We start from the raw sequence: 16820 nt of genomic DNA on the forward strand, positions 1-16820 counted from the left end.
GCCCCCAAAGCCTTTCCCCGCCCGACGCCGCCCGCCGCCTTTACGCTTCCGTTGCATCTTATCGACCCGCCGGTGGCGCAGACCGTGTCGACCTTTCTACGCACGTGGCGAATATCCGGGCCCGCAATGTGTGCAGCTCTGCGCGATGCCGGTATCGAAACCAGCGATTGGGCGGCGGCGAGCTTCAACGCCGATACGTTCGAATGCTTTTTCGAACATGGCGTCAAGCGGGAAAAGGATCAGCTTCCGAGTTCCATCTTCGTCATCGTTCGCGGCGACGCCGCCGGCGTGATCAGCAATATGCGGGTGAAAATCATCAATCCCGAGACGGAGCAAAACGGCCAGCTCGATCCCGCCATCCTGCGAATCTTCGAAACCATGTTGCGGCAACCGCAATGGCTGGATTTTCACGAGACGTTGAACGCAATCAAGAATCTGAAAGACATCAAGGAAGACGGTTTCGGAGCCAGCATCAACTTCGCCCGTGAGGTGCTCAATCCCGGGCGCTATAATTTCACGCTGTCGCTGGATGCGACCTCCGGGCCCCAGAAAAGAACAAGAAGCTATTTTTCCGACAGAACATGGCTTCCATCGCCCGAACCGACGGTCGAGCCCAACGTGCCACCGGCACAGCTATCCACCCCTGCCGATGCCGAGGCACCCGCAAGAAATGCGGACCATCCGCGTTAGGATCTCCGGAGATTATGCGTCGGTTTGTCACGCCATATAACTTGCATCGTCGTGATGCGTGGCCAGTCTCCTGTAAAGCTCTTTCAAACTTTCCGCGCTCGGCCGTTCGGTGCCGTCTCCGCCCGCCAGGCGCCAGAGACGCTCGACATTGAGGTCCTGCGTGACCTGGGCAAGCTCATCGCTCAGTGAGCGAATAGCTGCCGCCGATCGACGCAACCGCGAGGATGTTCTGATCAGTGCTGCAAACAGGATGAGAATGATGCCGACGACACCCAGGACAAGGGCTGTGAACTGCCGGCCGTCGAGAAGGAATAGGTCGTTTCGGACGGTCGCCATAAAAAAAGCGGCATTTTGAAATGCCATATGAAAACAGCTCATCGGATAGCTAAACCAATATTCCATCGCGGGCGCCCTCCAGAACGGTTTATATCTTGGAGCAAGCTGGAAAGTCTAGCAGATGCCGACAATATCCCCTAGTTCGACAGTATATTTGAGGTTGCATTACTCTACTGAATTGAAACACAGACCCGCGATAGATCGTTGCCGGCGAGCCTGGCCCGTTAAATTCCGCCGCGGACATGAAAAAAGCCAACAGTGAGAGATAGAATGAATAGAAGACGTTTCCTCGCCTCGATTCCGCTTGCTCTGTTGTATGCCAATGCGGGCGACGTCCTCGCACAGGTGCCTCCGGCGAAAGGGTTGCGCGCCGTTGCCGACAGCAAGGCGTTCCGATTCGGATCGGCAATCGACCTGCAGGACATAAACGACCCAATCGCTTCCGGGATCTACACCGACAACGTCAATTCGATAACGCCCCGAAACGAGCTGAAATGGAATGCGACGGAAAAGAGACCGGGTGTATTCAGCTTCAAGAATGCCGACCTTATGGTTGCATTTGCACGCAAAAATAACATGAGGGTTTATGGCCATACGTTGATCTGGTATCGCGTCCCGGAGTGGGTGTCTGAGATCACCGACGCAAAGACGATTCAGGCGACGATGAACCGTCATATAAAACAGGTTGTCACTCGCTATAAGAACTCGATCGACGCTTGGGATGTGGTGAACGAGCCGTTGGAATATGATGCGCCGGATCTGCGAAATTGTGTTTTCCGACGCCTTCTTGGCGACGACTATATCCGTATGAGCTTCGACATGGCACATCAGGCCAATCCCGGCGCGACGCTTGTGCTCAACGAAACGCATCTGGAGAAAAAATCCGACGTGTTCGAACTGAAGCGCGCCCGCATCCTGAAAATCGTCGAGGACCTCGTCGCCCGGAAAACGCCGATCGGCGCGGTCGGGCTGCAGGCGCATTTCCGGCCCGGCCTCGACCGAATCGATCCGGAAGGAATGGGGCGCTTCTGCGCCGCGCTGAAGGACATGGGGGTCGGCGTTTTCATCACCGAACTCGATGCGTCCTGCCACTTCCTCAACCGCGACAAAGGCTTCACGCCGGCGTCATACGGCGGTATTTTCAGTGACGTGATCACCGTGGCGGCCGAGCGTGGCGACTTGAAAGGCGTGACGGTATGGGGCATGTCGGAAAAATACGCCGAGCCCGACGAGAAGGCGGCCGGTCCCGACGCGGCTTGCACCAAGCGCGTTAATCTTTACGACGAAAACAACACGCCGAGAAGTGCAGTTGATGGCATCCGACGGGCAATAGAGGCGATGTGATGCGCAAGACAACGGAGACATCGACAGATTCATGAGAAAAGCCGTTATTTACGTGGAAAAATTTTTGCCTGCCAGCCAGGCATTTGTTCTCAATCAGGCGGTGGCATTTCGTTCCTTCGAAGCTGAAATTCTTGCCGGGTCCCGAATTTCTTCCGCCCATACCAAAAAATCCACTGTTCCGGTTCATGACATCCGTCGGTCTCCCGTTGCGAGGGCTGGTGAACTGCTTCTGAAAATCCCCCAGATCGGCCTCCCCTTTCTCTTTCCCGCGATCGGCAATGCCGATGTTATCCACGCCCATTTCGGCAAGAACGGTTATGTCATCGGGCCCCTGGCGCGCGCCGCCGGCAAGCCGCTGGTCACGACATTCCACGGCTTCGACGCCACCTACGGCGGCGATCCGAAAAAGCCGGGCGGCTTCAACCAAGTGCGCTTCTTCGCCAAGGGACGCCGGGAGATGGCCGGCTGGAACAGCTGGAATATCGCCGTCTCCGATTTCATCCGCGACCGGCTGCTGGCGCTCGGCTTTCGCGCCGACCGGGTCTTCCGCCACCACATTGGCATCGATCTCGACCTCTTCAAAATGGAACCGCGTCCCCGAAAAAAAGGACTGGTGGTTTCCATTGCCCGTTTCGTCGACTATAAGGGCCACCGCTTCATGATCGACGCGCTGTCGCGCGTGGCGGCGACCGGCACCCCGGTCGAATTCGTCATGGTGGGTCAGGGACCGCTGAAAGAGGAAATCGAGGCGCTGGCGCGTCGTTCCTTGCCAAGCGTCACGATCCATGAAAATCTGTCGCAGACGGAGATAAGGGATCTGCTCGCCAGTGCGGAGCTCTATCTTCATGGCAGCGTGACCCTCGACAATGGTCACGCTGAAGCGTTCGGCCTCGCCAATCTAGAGGCGGAAGCCGTCGGAACTCCGGTCGTCGCATTTCGCTCGGGAGGCGTGGGCGAAGCGATCGAAGAGGGGAAAACTGGTTATCTCGTGGAGGAGCGGGATGTCGCAGGAATGGCCGAAGCCGTCGGAAGGCTGCTCAACGACCAGTCCCTGTGGACAGCCTTCAGCGCGCGGGCACCGCTTCTGGTGGCCGAGCGCTTCGACTTACGTCGTCAGACGGGGATGCTCGAGGACTATTACAGTTCCGTGCTAGACGAATTTTCCAGCCGGGGTCGGACTTGATGGTGCAGACAGGAAAGAAGCCGAAGTGGGGACTGAACGTATTTCGTCCGCTGCGGAACAGCATAGTGACGGCCAAGTGGCTCTATTATACGAAATTCTGGGGTATGGACATCGATCCGACGGCGAGCTTTTCCCTAAGCGTCCGGTTCGACAAGACCAATCCGAAAGGCCTTCATATCGGCGCGGAAACCTATGTCGCCTTTGAGGCAGCGATCCTGACGCATGACCTCACGCGCGGGCTCTACCTTCACACGCGAATCGGCAAACGCTGCTTCATCGGCGCCCGCAGCATCATTCTGCCCGGTGTTGAAATCGGCGACGAATGCGTTATCGGCTCCGGCTCGGTGGTGACCAGGAGCGTGCCGCCGCGTTCGCTCGTGGCGGGCAATCCGGCAAAGATCATCCGCAGCGACATCAAGATCATTTCGCGTTACGGCCGCATGGCACGCGAAGACGAAGCGGTCTCGCAGATCGTCACGCATTTGCCGACTGGAGAAGCACGATGAAGATGTTTGCCTATCGCGGGAAACACGAGAATTTTGGCGACGAGCTCAACCATTGGCTCTGGGAGCGGCTGCTGCCCGACTTCTTCGATGATGACGAAGGTCAGCTCTTTCTCGGCATCGGTTCGATCCTCTACGACAATTTCGATCCGAACATGCAGAAGATCGTCTTCGGCTCAGGTTATGGCGGTTACACCAACCCGCCGAAAGTCGACGGCAACTGGACCTTCTATTTCGTGCGTGGAAAGAAGACCGCCGAAGTCCTCGGCATCGATCCGAGCTACGCCATCGGCGATTCGGGCATCCTGACCCGCAGTTGCTGGGATGCAAAAAGCATCGAGAAGCGCTACCCGGTCTCCTTCATGCCGCACTACGAAAGCGCCATGTACGGCAGCTGGGACAAGGTCTGCGATCTCGCCGGTATTCACTATATCGATCCGCGCTGGTCGGTGGAAAAGGTTCTGACCGAAATCAGCGCATCACATAAGGTTGTGTCGGAAGCGATGCATGGCTGCATTATTTCGGATGCGCTGCGCGTTCCGTGGCGGGCGATCCGCCCGATCGCGCCGGGGAACAGAGCCAAGTGGTATGACTGGGCGAGTGCGCTCGATCTGGAGATCGATTTCGACCCGATCGGCCCGTCGAACCTCGTCGAGGTCGGAGCGTCGCTGGTGCGGAAAAATACCACCCTGTTGAAGAACATTACATTCCGTCACCGCCGCATTCGCCAACTGACCGGAAATTACGTCTTCGGATCGACGGTCAAGACGTTGCAGCGGGTGGCGGAGAAGCCGGGCCAGCTCAGCACAGACGAGTCGATCGTAAGAGCACACGATAGAATGCTGGTCGAACTGAACCGGCTGAAGCAAGATTTTTCCAAGAAAACGGCAAGCGCCCTCTAAGATCGCAACCGGTTTCGTGACGAGGCAATAAGGCATGATGCTTTTCGACTCCCTCAATACCCTCTGCGCCCGCAAGGGCCAGAAGCACCTTGAATGTGCATGTGGTCCGCTCAAATGGTCGATATCCTCGATCTCGGGAGCCGTTCGCCCATGAGCAGTGTGACCGACCGACTGATTCAAGGCAGCATGTGGCTGAGCCTGTCCCGCGCCATCGTCAACGGGCTTTCGGCACTCAGCACCTTTGTCCTCGCCTGGTATCTCGTACCGGCGGATTTTGGTCTCGTCGCCATTGCAACGACGATCCAGGTCATCTTGAGTTCGGTCACCGAGCTTTCGCTCAATCAGGCGCTCATCCGCCACGAGTCTCCGAGCGAAACGCACTTCAGCGCGGTTTGGACATTGAGCGTGACGAGAAGCGCCATATTGGCGCTGCTGTTTGCCGCCGCGTCCTATCCGATTGCCGAGTTTTACAACGAACCTCGTTTGACGAGTGTGATGCTTGCTCTGAGTTTCAGCCTGCTGCTGAGCGGTCTCGCCAATCCGCGCCGCGTCATGCTCCAGCGCGATCTGATCTTCTGGCAGGAATTCGTCCTCAACGTCTCGCAAAAGCTCGTCGGCTTCATCGTGACGGTGGCAATTGCTGCGATCTACCAGAGCTATTGGGCGCTCGTGATCGGCACGCTTGCCTATCAGGTGACCAATATCATCGTCTCCTACACCGTTTTGCCGTTCTGGCCGCGCATCACCTTCCGCCATGCCCGGGAGCTGTTTTCGTTCTCGGTGTGGCTGACGGCCGGACAGATCGTCAATACGCTGAACTGGCGGATCGAGTATCTGCTGATCGGCAAGATGCTCGGCGCCACGCAGCTTGGTCACTATACCGTCGGCAACACGCTTTCGACGCTGCCGACGCGCGAGGCGACAGCGCCGTTGAACCAGACGATTTATCCGGGCTTTTCCAAGGTCCGCAACGATCCGGTCCGGCTTATCGCAGCCTATCAGCGCGCGCAGGCGCTTCTGGCTGCGGTGGCGCTTCCGGCAGGTATTGGCATGGCGGTTGTGGCTGATCCGATGATGCGGTTGGCCTTGGGAGAGAAGTGGGCTCCCGCCATCTTCATCGTCCAGGCACTCGCATCGGTCTTCGCCCTGCAGACGCTCGGTTCGCTCGTCCAGCCGCTGGGCATGGCGAAGGGCCATACCAAGATGCTGTTCATCCGCGACACGCAGATGCTGGTGGTTCGCATTCCCATCATCATCGCCGGCCTGATGATGGCCGGGCTTCCGGGCGTCGTGTATGCGCGTGTGTTCACGGGTCTGATTTCCACCGTGGTCAACATGCTTCTCGTCAAGCGGCTGATCAATCTGCCGTTCTTCCAGCAGCTGGCGGCTAATTTCCGCGCGCTTGCGAGCGTCGCCCTGATGGCCGCAGGCGTCTGGGGATTGTCGCATATCCTGAACACCCCCACCGACAAGCCGGCGCTGGCCCTGCACCTCGCCATCCTCGTCGTCACTGGCGGTATTCTCTATATCGGTTCCAGCTTTGTCCTTTGGCTCGCAATGAAGAAGCCAAATGGCCCGGAAACCGAAGTTCAGCGTATCGTCGTCAAGTTTCTGTCAAAAGCCAAACGTATTGCCGTTCCCAAGTCGGCTTAAAGCTAAAACGAACATTAACAAGTGAGGCAGAATGACCAGCCTATCCAGATCTGAGCTGATCGCAAAACTCAATGGCATGATCCATGATTGCCTGAAGGACTATGTCTCGCGCGACGAGCCGCTCGCGATCCTAGACTTCCCCGACATCCGCAATTGCGGCGACTCGGCGATCTGGCTGGGTGAGATGGCCTATCTCAACGATCGTTTCGGCAAGCGCCCGGACTATGTTTCCAGACTATACGACTTCTCAGCGGAAGAGCTGAAACGCCGCGTTCCCACAGGCCCGATCTTCATTCACGGTGGCGGCAACTTCGGCGACATCTGGGTTGCCCATCAGGATTTCCGTGAAGCGATCATGGAACGTTTCCCCGATCGGCAGATCATCCAGTTCCCGCAGTCGATCCACTACAGTTCGGCTGAGCGCATCGAGCAGTCCAAACGCGCAATCGGGCGCCACAAGAATTTCGTGCTGCTCGTGCGCGACGAAGAATCGAAGGAATTTTCCGAGAAACATTTCGACTGCACGGTGCGCCTATGCCCCGATATGGCTTTCGCCATCGGCGCGCTTCCGGAACGGGCGACGCAAATTCCCGTGCTCGCCATGCTGCGGGAGGATGCGGAACGGGTTGGCGGCACCGATCGCAATATCCCTTCCGACATTCCTGTGGAAGACTGGATCACGGAATCAAAACGGAAGGTGAATATCGCCAAGAAGCTTGGAGTAGCTTCGGCCTATCTCGCATTGAAGCCAAGCGAAGTTGCCTTGCGCAGGCTGGACGCGGCCGCGCACAACCGCTTCGAACGCGGCATCAGCCAGATCTCGCGTGCCCGCGCAATCATCACCGACCGCCTGCACGTCCATATCTGCTCGGTGCTGCTCGGCCGTCCGCATGCCGTACTCGACAACAGCTACGGAAAGATCCGCCGTTTCATGAACGCGTTCTCCGGCGGAACGGATCTTTCCTACAAGGCAACTTCGCTCGAAGACGGGATCGAGTGGGCGCGTCACCAGGCAGCCAATCGGCGTATCGATAACAGAGAAGCTGTGAGCTTGCGGGCTTAAGGGGGTTATTCGATGCCACTTGTCACCTTCATTATCCCGGTCCGACATCAGGACAATGCCCGCGACTGGAGCAAGCTGAAGGCGAATCTCAGCCAGACCGTGGCCTCCATTTCCAACCAGACCAATGGAGATTGGCGCGGAATCATCGTGGCCAACGAAGGCGCCGATCTGCCTGATCTGCCGGAGAAATTTTCCGCCGTGCGCGTGACTTTTCCGCCGAACGACCTGCATGAACTCGGAAAGGGCAGCAAGGAGGACTTCCTTGACGCCTTCCGGGCAGACAAGGGCCGGCGCGTCCTGAGCGGCATGTTGACCGCCGCCGATAGTCGTTTTTTCATGATCGTCGACGATGATGATTTCGTCAGCTCCCGGATCGTGCAGCACGCATCCGAAAATCGGGACGCCAATGGGTGGACGATCGACCATGGTTATATCTGGGACGATGGCGGCAACTTCCTGTTCGGCCATGATGATTTCAGCCATCTCTGCGGCACATCACTGATCATTCGGGCCGATCTTTACGAACTCCCCAGCCGCTTCGAGGATGCTTCGCTCGACTGGATCAAATCGATGCTGGGCAGCCATGTCCGCATTGCGAATATACTGTCCCAGCGTGGAGCGCCGCTGACGAAACTTCCCTTTCGCGGGGCGGTCTATCGGGTTGCCCATGGCGGATCGCATAGCCAGGCACCGAGCCTGCTGCGGCAGTATTTCCTGAACCGCGGCGTGCTCACCAAGCCGCGGCGCTGGTTGCGCAATCTTCGCAAGCTGAGGGTACTCGGTGAAAGTCACAGGCGCGAGTTTTTCGGCAAAATACGGTCGAACCCCGCTTAGGCGCCGATCCCGTTCAAACATCGCACAGGCAGTCAAAATATGAGACTTTTCGCTTTCGACTTCACCAAGAGGGTTGGTCACTGATGTCGGATCTATTCGTCAGCGTAATCTTTTCCTCCTACAATGGCGCCAGCCGCCGGCTGCGCCATACTTTGGATTCCTTGGTGCGCCAGGAGCTTCCGCATGATCGATGGGAACTGATTGCTGTCGACAACAACAGCAATGACGACACGTTTGATCTTTTGACCTCGTATAGCGACAAGCTCCCCATCACGATCCTGCAGCAGCGCAAGCCGGGAAAGTCCGGGGCGCTGAATTTCGCTCTGGATCGGGTGAAGGGCGATCTCGTCGTCTTTACCGATGACGATGTTCGCGCCGAACCCAACTGGCTGAAAGCCATCGTCGACTGCGCTGCCGCCCACCCGGGTTATGGCGTCTTCGGCGGCAGAATCGTCCCCGATTGGGAAAGAGAACCAAAAGACCCTTTCATCGAGTGGATCCCTATGGGCTCCACCTTTGCGATCGTCGATGAAACGCAGAGCGGGCCGTGTGACCCGACAAAAGTCTGGGGTCCGAATACGATCATTCGGCGGGAACTGCTGGGATCCAGCGTGCGCTACCGCGAAGATATCGGTCCTCTTCCCGGAAAGTTATTTGCCATGGGTGAAGATGCGGAAATCATCATTCGCCTGGCGGCAAATGGCGCCAAATCCTACCGATGCGCCGAAGCCGTGGTTCATCACTGGATTCCTGCATCGAGCGTCACCGAAGATTGGGTGCAGAAACGCGGCGAGCGTCTTGGCTATGGCATGCCGGCGCTGTTTCCCGACGAGGTGCCTGGAGGAGTGAGGTTAAGCGGCGTTCCGCTTCCGACCTGGATCGAAAGCGCGCAATGGGCATTCCGGGCAGGCACGCTTTATCTCTTGCCGCAATCCAAGAAGCGTTTCTGGGCTATCTGGAAGTATTACTACATGCGGGGGTATCGTGCGGGAATTCGCCGATATGCGCCTCAGACGCTGGCGCGGTGATCGATTGATCCAGGAGGCGGTAATTTGAAGCTCTCGGTGCTCATCAATAATTACAATTATGGTCGCTTTCTCGGCCCATGCATCGATAGCGTGCTGTCGCAGACCTACCCTGACTTCGAAGTGGTGGTGGTCGACGACGGATCGACGGATGATTCCCGCGAGATTCTTGCCTCCTACGGGGATCGGATTCTGGCTGTATTAAAGGAGAACGGCGGTCAGGCCTCGAGCTTCAATGCAGGTTTTGCTGCCGCAAGCGGCGATATCCTTTTTCTCCTCGACGCCGACGATACGTTTTTGCCCGGGAAACTTGCGCGGACCGCCGAGATCTACGATCGCAACGAGATCGACTGGTGTTTCGACCGGGTGACGACCGAGGAAGGCGACCAGCCTTCTGCAGAACTGCAAGTGACGCTCTTCGACAAGCGGGACACGCTTCGCAAGGGCGGCTTTCCCTCGCTTCCGGTGCCGACATCGGGCCTGAGCTTCCGCCGCAGCCTGCTCGCCCAGATATTGCCAATGACCGTCGCGGCAGACGTCGTCCTCAGCGACAATTATATCAAGTTTGCCGCAGCCTATCTCGGCCGCGGCGCCATCGTCGAAACACCGCTGACCTTCCAGCGCATTCATGCGTCGAACCGCTATACGGGCACAAGCCGGGCAAAAACGCTGCGCCCGCGGATCATGATCGCGACAGGCCTGGAACTGGCGCGCCGATATGATGGGCTGCAGGCACTCGGCAAGAGCCTGGTGGCTGGCGGCATTGCCGAGACGACATCGCTGCTGAAGCTCAGGAGCGAAGCGCGCAACACGGTGACCGGCGGTCCGTTCGGCGATGCTGCCGCAACCGAGGTGGCCCTGATGGCGGCGCGCAAGCGTTTGGCAAATATGCTGCGGAAAGGACAGGCATGAACCAGCAGGAAACCTTCCCGCACTCGTCCGTCGGCACCGATCAGGCAGGTGCTGCGCCGTTAAAGATCGCCGTCGGGGTGCTGACCTATCGGCGTCTGGACGGAATTGCCAAGCTGCTTGACGTCATGACGCGCCAGATCAGGCACCCGGCCCGCCCCTATCATCTCACCATGGTGATCGTCGACAATGATGCGGCCGGCAGCGCCAAGGCAACGGTGGAAGGCTTTGGACAGACAGGCGCCTACGACCTGATCTACGTCGTCGAGCAAAACCAGGGCATCCCTTTTGCGCGCAACCGCGCGCTGGATTCGGCACCGCCCGGCACCGACCTCTTCTGCTTTCTCGACGATGACGAATGGCCGGACGACGGCTGGCTGGACGCCATGCTGGAGACCCGCGAGAAAAACCGCGCCGATTGCGTCTACGGCCCCGTCCAGCCGGTCTATCCCGAAAACCCGCCGGAATATTTCATCAAGGCCAGGGTATTCGAACGCAGGAAGAACACCGACGGCCAGCGCATCGGTTATGCGGCCTCGAACAACGTCATGTTCGACTATCCGCTGATCCGCTCATGGAATCTTCGTTTTGAGGAAAAGATGCGCTTCACCGGCGGCACGGATTATCTGTTCTTCAATCAGGCCATCCGCCGCGGCATGCAGATTTTCTGGGCTGACAAGGCCCTTGTCTATGACATCGTTCCCGCGAACCGGATGACCTGGAAATGGGTCTTGCAAAGACAGTACCGACTAGGCAACACCTTCGCCGTCAGCGAAGTTCTGCATGGCAACCTCAAGCGCCGGATCTATCGCGCCGCCTATGGCGCCACGAGGGTCGTGCTCGGACTGGTCATGCTGCCGGCGATCTTGATTTCACCTTACTGGGGCATGCGCGCCCTCACCCATGTTCTGCGCGGCGCCGGCATGGTTAATGGGATCCTCGGACATGCCTATCAGGAATACAAGCCCAATGCCGCCCACTGATATTATTTGCGGAAGCGCTCTTGGAGACGTCCTGGCTGTTACTATGTTTCAGCCAAAAGCATCATGCCTAATAACATCGATGAACTTGATGGCTTCAACCAGCCGGGCGAAGAATGGTACACTCCTGCTGAACCATCGTGACACAACCGCTGTTCGGACAGAACGGTTTTTCTCTCTTACCGCCGGTCAATCATAGGAGATGCCTGTCTATGACTGAGAAAAGATTAAAGGTTCTCGCTGCCTCGTCAGGCGGCGGCCATTGGGAGCAGCTGATGGCCATGCGCGGCGCGTTCGAGGGCTGCGATATCGTCTTTGCAACGACCATTCCCGGATTGCTTGCCAAATATGATATTCGCGACGGGCTGGTCCTTCCCGATTGCAACCGCGACTCGATTACCATGTCGATCCGGTGCTTTTTCAGCGCCTTCGCCATCGTTATCAAGCAGAGGCCCGATGTCGTCATTTCCACAGGTGCCGCGCCCGGGCTTTTTTGCCTGCTTGCCGGCAAATTGACGGGCAAGCGAACGATCTGGATCGACAGCGTCGCCAATGTCGAGAAGCTGTCGTTGTCGGGGAAATTGGCTGGCCGTATCGCGACGCTGTGGCTGACGCAATGGCAACATTTGTCGCGGCCTGATGGCCCCCACTACGCAGGAGCTGTGCTTTGATCCTTGTCACCGTCGGAACGCAGCTGCCGTTCGATCGCCTCGTCAAGGCTGTCGACACTTTCGCAAAGGAACTGTCCAGACCGGTTCTGGCGCAGATCGGCAAGGGCACCTACACGCCACAGAATATGAAATGGATCAAGAATATCGAGCCGGCGGACTTCGACCGGGTCTTTTTCGATGCAAGCGTCATCGTCTCTCATGCGGGAATCGGCACTGTGCTGACCGCGAAACGTTTTGGAAAACCGATCATTCTCGTGCCCCGGCAGGCATCCCTCGGCGAGCATCGCAACGATCACCAGCTTGCCACGGTAGGCCAGCTCGCGGGCCGGCCAGGCATCTATGTCGCGCATAGCGACGATGATCTCAGGAACTATCTTCTCGACGATCTGGACAGCCCCTCTCACGAGGATCCGTCCGAGCTTGGACGGGCTTCGCTGGTCAACTACCTTAAAGGCTATCTCGCGACAGTCTGAACCGGCAACGCGCTAAAGAGCGTCGCATCAAATTTGATTCATGCAACGAGCTTCGCCGCCTTGCGGACGGCGCTATCGGCAAGCAGGGAGCTTTCATTCGTTGCAATTGCCGCCGGCAATATGTTTGACAAGTTCCGGCACGATGATTTCGGCTGCAATGTCAGGCAGGGGATGGGCGCCATCAGGAATTGCCGCGGCCAGATCCCCCGGCGTCAGACGCTGCCAGTTCGGCCGGTGGTCGACAAACTCGAGACCGCGTTTTTCTGCTTCCGCCCGATGGGCCGAGATGTAGCTGCCAACAAACGGACGGATCAGTCCACGCAGTCCCGAAAATGGATTCATCGCCATGACGATGATCCGCGCTTGCGGCAGGCGCTGCCGAAGCTGGTCGAGGATGTCGCCGATATCCTGTCGGCTTTGCGCAAGCGACACGAACCGCTGCAATGCTGCGTCGTTAGCGTAAAGCTCGATCAGAACGACATCCGGCTGTTCGGCAACGACGCGATCAATCTGGGTCAGAGCCCAGAGCGACGTCTCCCCACTCTTTGCAACGCTCTCGATTTTCACCGGCCTCTGCAAGCAGGCTGCAAGCCTTGTCTTGAGAGCGGGCTGCCACCCTCCTCGGGCCGTCAACGATGTTCCGAAAGCTACTATTTTCAACGGCGAGGAATTTTCGGCATAACCGCTTTTCGGGGCCGAGAGCATCACCAGACACGCCAAAAGCAGAAGCCATCCATAGGTCGGTCGTCTCTCGATTGGCAGCATTCGCCAAAGCCGCAAACTTGTCATGGAGGAATCATATCTCAGCGGGACCGGTAGGTCACGCGTCAGAACTCCGGCTGGACGGGCAGCCATGCCCTTCTTCAACCAAGCTGCAGCCGCCTTGAGACAATGTCATGACGATGACCGCTCACGCCGCTTGTGACGCGGCACGGCCGCGCCATCACTCCTCACGAAATACATGCTGCATCTGATCGGTCAGCGGCTTCGTCAGATAGGAAATAACTGTTCTGTCGGCGATCTTGATGAAGACTTCGGCCGGCATGCCAGGATAGAGCTTTATCGACTTCAGCTTGGCGATGCTTGCAGCCTCCGGCTTGACGCGAAGGGGATAATAGCTGATGCCCGTCCGCTCATCCTTGACGACATCGGGCGCAATCGACGTGATCTCGCCGCGTACATCAGGCGTCGTGCGCTGATCAAAGGCGCTGAACCGCACGTCGACGGGCTGGCCGACGTGAAGCTGGTCGATATCGCGCGTAGCGACTCTCGCCTCAACGGTAAGATCTTCATTTTCGGGAACGACGAGCATCAGGGTCTCACCCGGATTGACGACGCCGTTGACCGTGTGAATGGAAAGCTCGTGGACACGCCCGCTGAGCGGCGCGACAATGTCGAGACGGCGGAGTTGATCGAGCGCGGTTCCGCGGCGCTCTTCATTTTCGGCGATCTTCGCCTCGACGTCGGTCAGTTCCTTGGCGATCTCCGAACGGCGATCCTCGTCCAGCTGGAGCGACTGGCGATCGATCTCGATTGCCTTGCCTTCGGCCTCGGCCTTTGCAGCGATTTCCTGGCCGCTATTGCCCTGAAGGTCGGCGCGGGCGCGCTTGAGTGCATTCAAACGCTGCAGCGTGACCAGCCCCTTCTTGTAGAGCGTATCGACGCCTTCGAGCTCTTGTTCGATCAGGCTGAGGGAATCATTGGTGGCGTTGATCTGAACGACCAACCCCTTGATCTGCTCGGCCAGCTGGTCTTTGCGCGACGCCAACTGGCTCTTCATTCCCACAAGCGCCGACCTGCGGCTGTCGAACAATTTCGTCTCGCCGTCGAGCAGATCCCGCGCCGCGGTGCTGGATGTCAGATCGCTGATGTTTTCCTCGACATCGAATGACTCGGCGTCGATCCGTTCGGCCTTCAGACGGGCACGGCGCGCATAAAGCTGAGCGAGTGTGCTTTCGACGATCGAAAGCTGTGCTTTTGTCGTCGTGCCATCGAGCTGTATCAGGATCTGTCCAGCCGTCACATGGTCATTTTCGGAGACCAGCAGTTTCGACACGATACCGCCGGTCAGGTGCTGGATCTTCTTGACGTCGCCGTTGACGACGACCACGCCTTCGCCGATGACGGCGCTCGACAGCTCCGTCGTCGCCGCCCAACCACCGATGCCGCAAACGAGAGCTATCGACAACACGCCGACAAGGGCGACATGGCGATTGAGGGAGCGCTTGGATTCACTGATGACTTTTCTCACAATCTTCCTTCCGGCCTATTCAGCCGCATTCATGCCGTCGACCACGACCTTGAGCTGAGCCACGCGATCGGCAATCGGCGTACGCGCCGCCGGTTCCGGCCGGCTGACCCGTGCCAGAACTTCCTCCTTCGGACCGAATGCGATCATTCGGCCGTCCTGCATCATCAGCACGAAATCGCAGACCGCCAGAACCCCGGACCGATGCGCGATAACGACGACGATGCCGCCGCGTGCGCGCACGCTCATGATCGCGGCGCTCAGCGCCCGCTCGCCTTCCTCATCGAGGTTGGAGTTCGGTTCATCGAGCACGACGAGGAAGGGCTCGCCGTAAAGCGCTCTTGCAAGCGCGATACGCTGTCTCTGGCCGGCCGAAAGTGCCGCACCCCCTTCACCGATTTCGGTTTCGTAACCGTTCGGCAGACGAAGGATGAGATCGTGAACACGCGCCGCCCGCGCCGCGGCGACCACTGCCTCCGGCGACATCTCCTTGGCGAAACGGCAGATATTCTGTGCGACGGTTCCTGAGAACAGTTCCACGTCCTGCGGGAGATAACCGATATGCCGGCCAAGTGCGTCGCCATCCCACTGGTCGAGTGCTGCGCCATCGAGGCGAATGGATCCCCTGACGGTCGGCCAGATGCCCATCATCGCCCGCGCCAGCGACGACTTGCCGGAGGCGCTGTAGCCGATAACCCCGAGGGCGCTTCCTGCTCTCAGCCCGAAGCTGACATCGGAAATAACCAGGCGCTGGCCTGCCGGCGGCCCGCTTGCCAGCCCCTCGACTGTGACCTGCTTGGAAGGCGCTGCGAGCGCCAGCGGTGCCGGGATTTCCGGAATGGTTTTCAGCAGGTTCGCAAGCCGCGCCCAGCTTTGCTGGGCGGAAACGAAACCGCGCCAATTCCCGATCGCCGCCTCCACAGGCGCCAGAGCGCGCGATGTCAGAATAGAGCCCGCGATGATAATGCCTGAAGAGGCCTGCCCTTGAATGACCAGGATCGCGCCGGTCGCAAGTGTTCCCGATTGCAGAGCAATCCGGAAAATCTTCGACAGGGTCGCATATCCGTTGCCGACATCCGACGCCTGCCGGGTGATGAGCCGATATTCTTCGTTCTTGCGGTCCCAGATTTCAGCCATGGTGCCCGCCATGCCCATGGCGTGAATGACCTCGGAGTTGCGGATCGAGGTCTGCGCGAAGGCATTGCGCATATTGGCGGCGTCGGACTGCTGTTTTGACAGCGTCCGCGTTCCCTGGTTGGTCAAGAACGTCAGGATGGCGAGAACCAGCGATCCACCGATCGCAATATATCCGATCGCCGGATGAAACAGAAAGCAGATCACGAGGTAGAAGGGAAGCCACGGCAGATCGAACATCGCCGTCGGGCCCATGCCGGACAGGAAGGTTCTTATCTGGTCGAAGTCGCGCAACGGCTGAAGCCCGTCCCCGCCGATTTTGACCTTCAGCGGCGCCTTGATGAGCGCCCGGAACACCCGTCCGTTCACCATCTCGTCGAGCGCACCGGCAACGCGCACGAGCATCCTGCTCCGGAGAACCTCGAACGCGCCCTGGAACGCATAAAGAGCCAATGCAAGTATCGCGAGGGCAGCCAGCGTCGGTATGCTTTTGCTCGGAATGACGCGGTCATACACCTCAAGCATGAAAAACGAGCTGGTAAGATAGAGAATATTGATAAGCGCGCTTGCTATGCCGATGAAGACAAGTCCCCCCTTGCACTTCCGCAAGGCTTTGGACGGCTCACTGGCATCGGTCGCTGAACTCTGAAACACGAATTAAATCCCTCTCTACCGCATCGCATACAGACAAATAAGCCTGCGTATATCGCAGCTACAGGCCTATCAAGGCCAGACAATGACATAGCTACTTCGAACGTTCGACACTGGTGCCGAAACCCGCTGACAAGTCCAAAGCTTATTACATGAACCCCACTGAAAAATTACCGAAAATCCCCATTTATAGCGAATGATTTCAGAGGCCCTAGCTTAAC

17 protein-coding genes are annotated in these 16820 nt (G+C 58.2%); 13 read left to right on the forward strand and 4 right to left on the reverse strand.

Annotation, left to right across the window (positions count from 1 at the left end):
* Positions 1-690, forward strand: a 690-nt coding sequence (locus K6N12_RS23795) for a DUF6030 family protein (protein ID WP_222148983.1), incomplete at its 5' end; no start/stop codon positions are given.
* A 27-nt stretch (positions 691-717) separates the two neighbouring features.
* On the opposite strand, the gene K6N12_RS23800 is transcribed toward K6N12_RS23795, so the two are convergent.
* Complete coding sequence (locus tag K6N12_RS23800; RefSeq protein WP_239620119.1) at positions 718-1026, reverse strand: hypothetical protein; 309 nt, start codon at positions 1024-1026, stop codon at positions 718-720.
* Positions 1027-1296: 270 nt separating this feature from the next.
* Between K6N12_RS23800 and K6N12_RS23805 the strand changes: the two genes are divergently transcribed.
* From K6N12_RS23805 to K6N12_RS23860, 12 genes are all read left to right on the forward strand, one after another.
* Positions 1297-2370 carry an endo-1,4-beta-xylanase gene (locus tag K6N12_RS23805; RefSeq protein WP_097626410.1) on the forward strand — a complete coding sequence of 358 codons (1074 nt, stop codon included), beginning with the start codon at positions 1297-1299 and terminating at the stop codon, positions 2368-2370.
* 31 nt (positions 2371-2401) lie between these two features.
* Positions 2402-3553: a glycosyltransferase gene (locus K6N12_RS23810; protein WP_003590733.1), complete on the forward strand. Its 1152-nt coding sequence runs from the start codon at positions 2402-2404 to the stop codon at positions 3551-3553.
* Complete coding sequence (locus K6N12_RS23815) at positions 3553-4059, forward strand: acyltransferase (RefSeq protein ID WP_003590730.1); 507 nt, start codon at positions 3553-3555, stop codon at positions 4057-4059. Before K6N12_RS23810 ends, K6N12_RS23815 begins: the two co-directional genes overlap by 1 nt.
* Positions 4056-4958 carry an exopolysaccharide glucosyl ketal-pyruvate-transferase gene (pssM, locus tag K6N12_RS23820; RefSeq protein ID WP_097626408.1) on the forward strand — a complete coding sequence of 301 codons (903 nt, stop codon included), beginning with the start codon at positions 4056-4058 and terminating at the stop codon, positions 4956-4958. Before K6N12_RS23815 ends, pssM begins: the two co-directional genes overlap by 4 nt.
* Before the next feature lie 150 nt (positions 4959-5108).
* Positions 5109-6611, forward strand: coding sequence for a lipopolysaccharide biosynthesis protein (locus tag K6N12_RS23825; RefSeq protein ID WP_003590726.1), 1503 nt, complete (start codon positions 5109-5111; stop codon positions 6609-6611).
* A gap of 31 nt (positions 6612-6642) precedes the next feature.
* Positions 6643-7674 (forward strand): polysaccharide pyruvyl transferase family protein, encoded by a 1032-nt coding sequence (locus K6N12_RS23830; RefSeq protein ID WP_097626406.1) that lies wholly within the window; start codon positions 6643-6645, stop codon positions 7672-7674.
* A gap of 12 nt (positions 7675-7686) precedes the next feature.
* Positions 7687-8508: a galactosyl transferase gene (locus K6N12_RS23835; protein WP_097626404.1), complete on the forward strand. Its 822-nt coding sequence runs from the start codon at positions 7687-7689 to the stop codon at positions 8506-8508.
* A gap of 83 nt (positions 8509-8591) precedes the next feature.
* Positions 8592-9536 (forward strand): glycosyltransferase family 2 protein, encoded by a 945-nt coding sequence (locus K6N12_RS23840; RefSeq protein ID WP_097626402.1) that lies wholly within the window; start codon positions 8592-8594, stop codon positions 9534-9536.
* A 24-nt stretch (positions 9537-9560) separates the two neighbouring features.
* The gene (locus K6N12_RS23845; protein WP_097626400.1) at positions 9561-10445 is read left to right on the forward strand and encodes a glycosyltransferase family 2 protein; all 885 of its coding nucleotides are present in this window, start codon (positions 9561-9563) and stop codon (positions 10443-10445) included.
* Positions 10442-11425, forward strand: a complete 984-nt coding sequence (locus tag K6N12_RS23850) for a glycosyltransferase family 2 protein (protein ID WP_097626398.1) — start codon at positions 10442-10444, stop codon at positions 11423-11425. The genes K6N12_RS23845 and K6N12_RS23850 overlap by 4 nt, the downstream gene beginning before the upstream one ends.
* 209 nt (positions 11426-11634) lie before the next feature.
* Positions 11635-12093, forward strand: a complete 459-nt coding sequence (locus tag K6N12_RS23855; RefSeq protein ID WP_097626396.1) for a glycosyltransferase family protein — start codon at positions 11635-11637, stop codon at positions 12091-12093.
* Positions 12090-12566: a glycosyltransferase gene (locus K6N12_RS23860; RefSeq protein WP_097626394.1), complete on the forward strand. Its 477-nt coding sequence runs from the start codon at positions 12090-12092 to the stop codon at positions 12564-12566. Before K6N12_RS23855 ends, K6N12_RS23860 begins: the two co-directional genes overlap by 4 nt.
* Before the next feature lie 93 nt (positions 12567-12659).
* Here the strand turns inward: K6N12_RS23860 and K6N12_RS23865 are convergent, their stop codons facing one another.
* From K6N12_RS23865 to K6N12_RS23875, 3 genes are all read right to left on the reverse strand, one after another.
* Complete coding sequence (locus K6N12_RS23865) at positions 12660-13355, reverse strand: SGNH/GDSL hydrolase family protein (protein WP_097626392.1); 696 nt, start codon at positions 13353-13355, stop codon at positions 12660-12662.
* Positions 13356-13509: 154 nt separating this feature from the next.
* On the reverse strand, positions 13510-14817 hold the full coding sequence (locus K6N12_RS23870; protein WP_097626390.1) for an HlyD family type I secretion periplasmic adaptor subunit: 1308 nt from the start codon (positions 14815-14817) through the stop codon (positions 13510-13512).
* 15 nt (positions 14818-14832) lie between these two features.
* Positions 14833-16602 (reverse strand): type I secretion system permease/ATPase, encoded by a 1770-nt coding sequence (locus tag K6N12_RS23875; protein ID WP_097626388.1) that lies wholly within the window; start codon positions 16600-16602, stop codon positions 14833-14835.
* Between the last annotated feature and the right edge of the window lie 218 nt (positions 16603-16820).

Source organism: Rhizobium redzepovicii (assembly GCF_019793435.1).
Lineage (GTDB): Bacteria > Pseudomonadota > Alphaproteobacteria > Rhizobiales > Rhizobiaceae > Rhizobium > Rhizobium redzepovicii.

Coding starts and splice junctions, on each gene's coding strand:
- K6N12_RS23800 (WP_239620119.1), bottom strand. CDS start 1,026: ATGGCGACCGTCCGAAACGACCTATTCCTTCTCGACGGCCGGCAGTTC.
- K6N12_RS23805 (WP_097626410.1), top strand. CDS start 1,297: ATGAATAGAAGACGTTTCCTCGCCTCGATTCCGCTTGCTCTGTTGTAT.
- K6N12_RS23810 (WP_003590733.1), top strand. CDS start 2,402: ATGAGAAAAGCCGTTATTTACGTGGAAAAATTTTTGCCTGCCAGCCAG.
- K6N12_RS23815 (WP_003590730.1), top strand. CDS start 3,553: ATGGTGCAGACAGGAAAGAAGCCGAAGTGGGGACTGAACGTATTTCGT.
- pssM (WP_097626408.1), top strand. CDS start 4,056: ATGAAGATGTTTGCCTATCGCGGGAAACACGAGAATTTTGGCGACGAG.
- K6N12_RS23825 (WP_003590726.1), top strand. CDS start 5,109: ATGAGCAGTGTGACCGACCGACTGATTCAAGGCAGCATGTGGCTGAGC.
- K6N12_RS23830 (WP_097626406.1), top strand. CDS start 6,643: ATGACCAGCCTATCCAGATCTGAGCTGATCGCAAAACTCAATGGCATG.
- K6N12_RS23835 (WP_097626404.1), top strand. CDS start 7,687: ATGCCACTTGTCACCTTCATTATCCCGGTCCGACATCAGGACAATGCC.
- K6N12_RS23840 (WP_097626402.1), top strand. CDS start 8,592: ATGTCGGATCTATTCGTCAGCGTAATCTTTTCCTCCTACAATGGCGCC.
- K6N12_RS23850 (WP_097626398.1), top strand. CDS start 10,442: ATGAACCAGCAGGAAACCTTCCCGCACTCGTCCGTCGGCACCGATCAG.
- K6N12_RS23855 (WP_097626396.1), top strand. CDS start 11,635: ATGACTGAGAAAAGATTAAAGGTTCTCGCTGCCTCGTCAGGCGGCGGC.
- K6N12_RS23865 (WP_097626392.1), bottom strand. CDS start 13,355: ATGACAAGTTTGCGGCTTTGGCGAATGCTGCCAATCGAGAGACGACCG.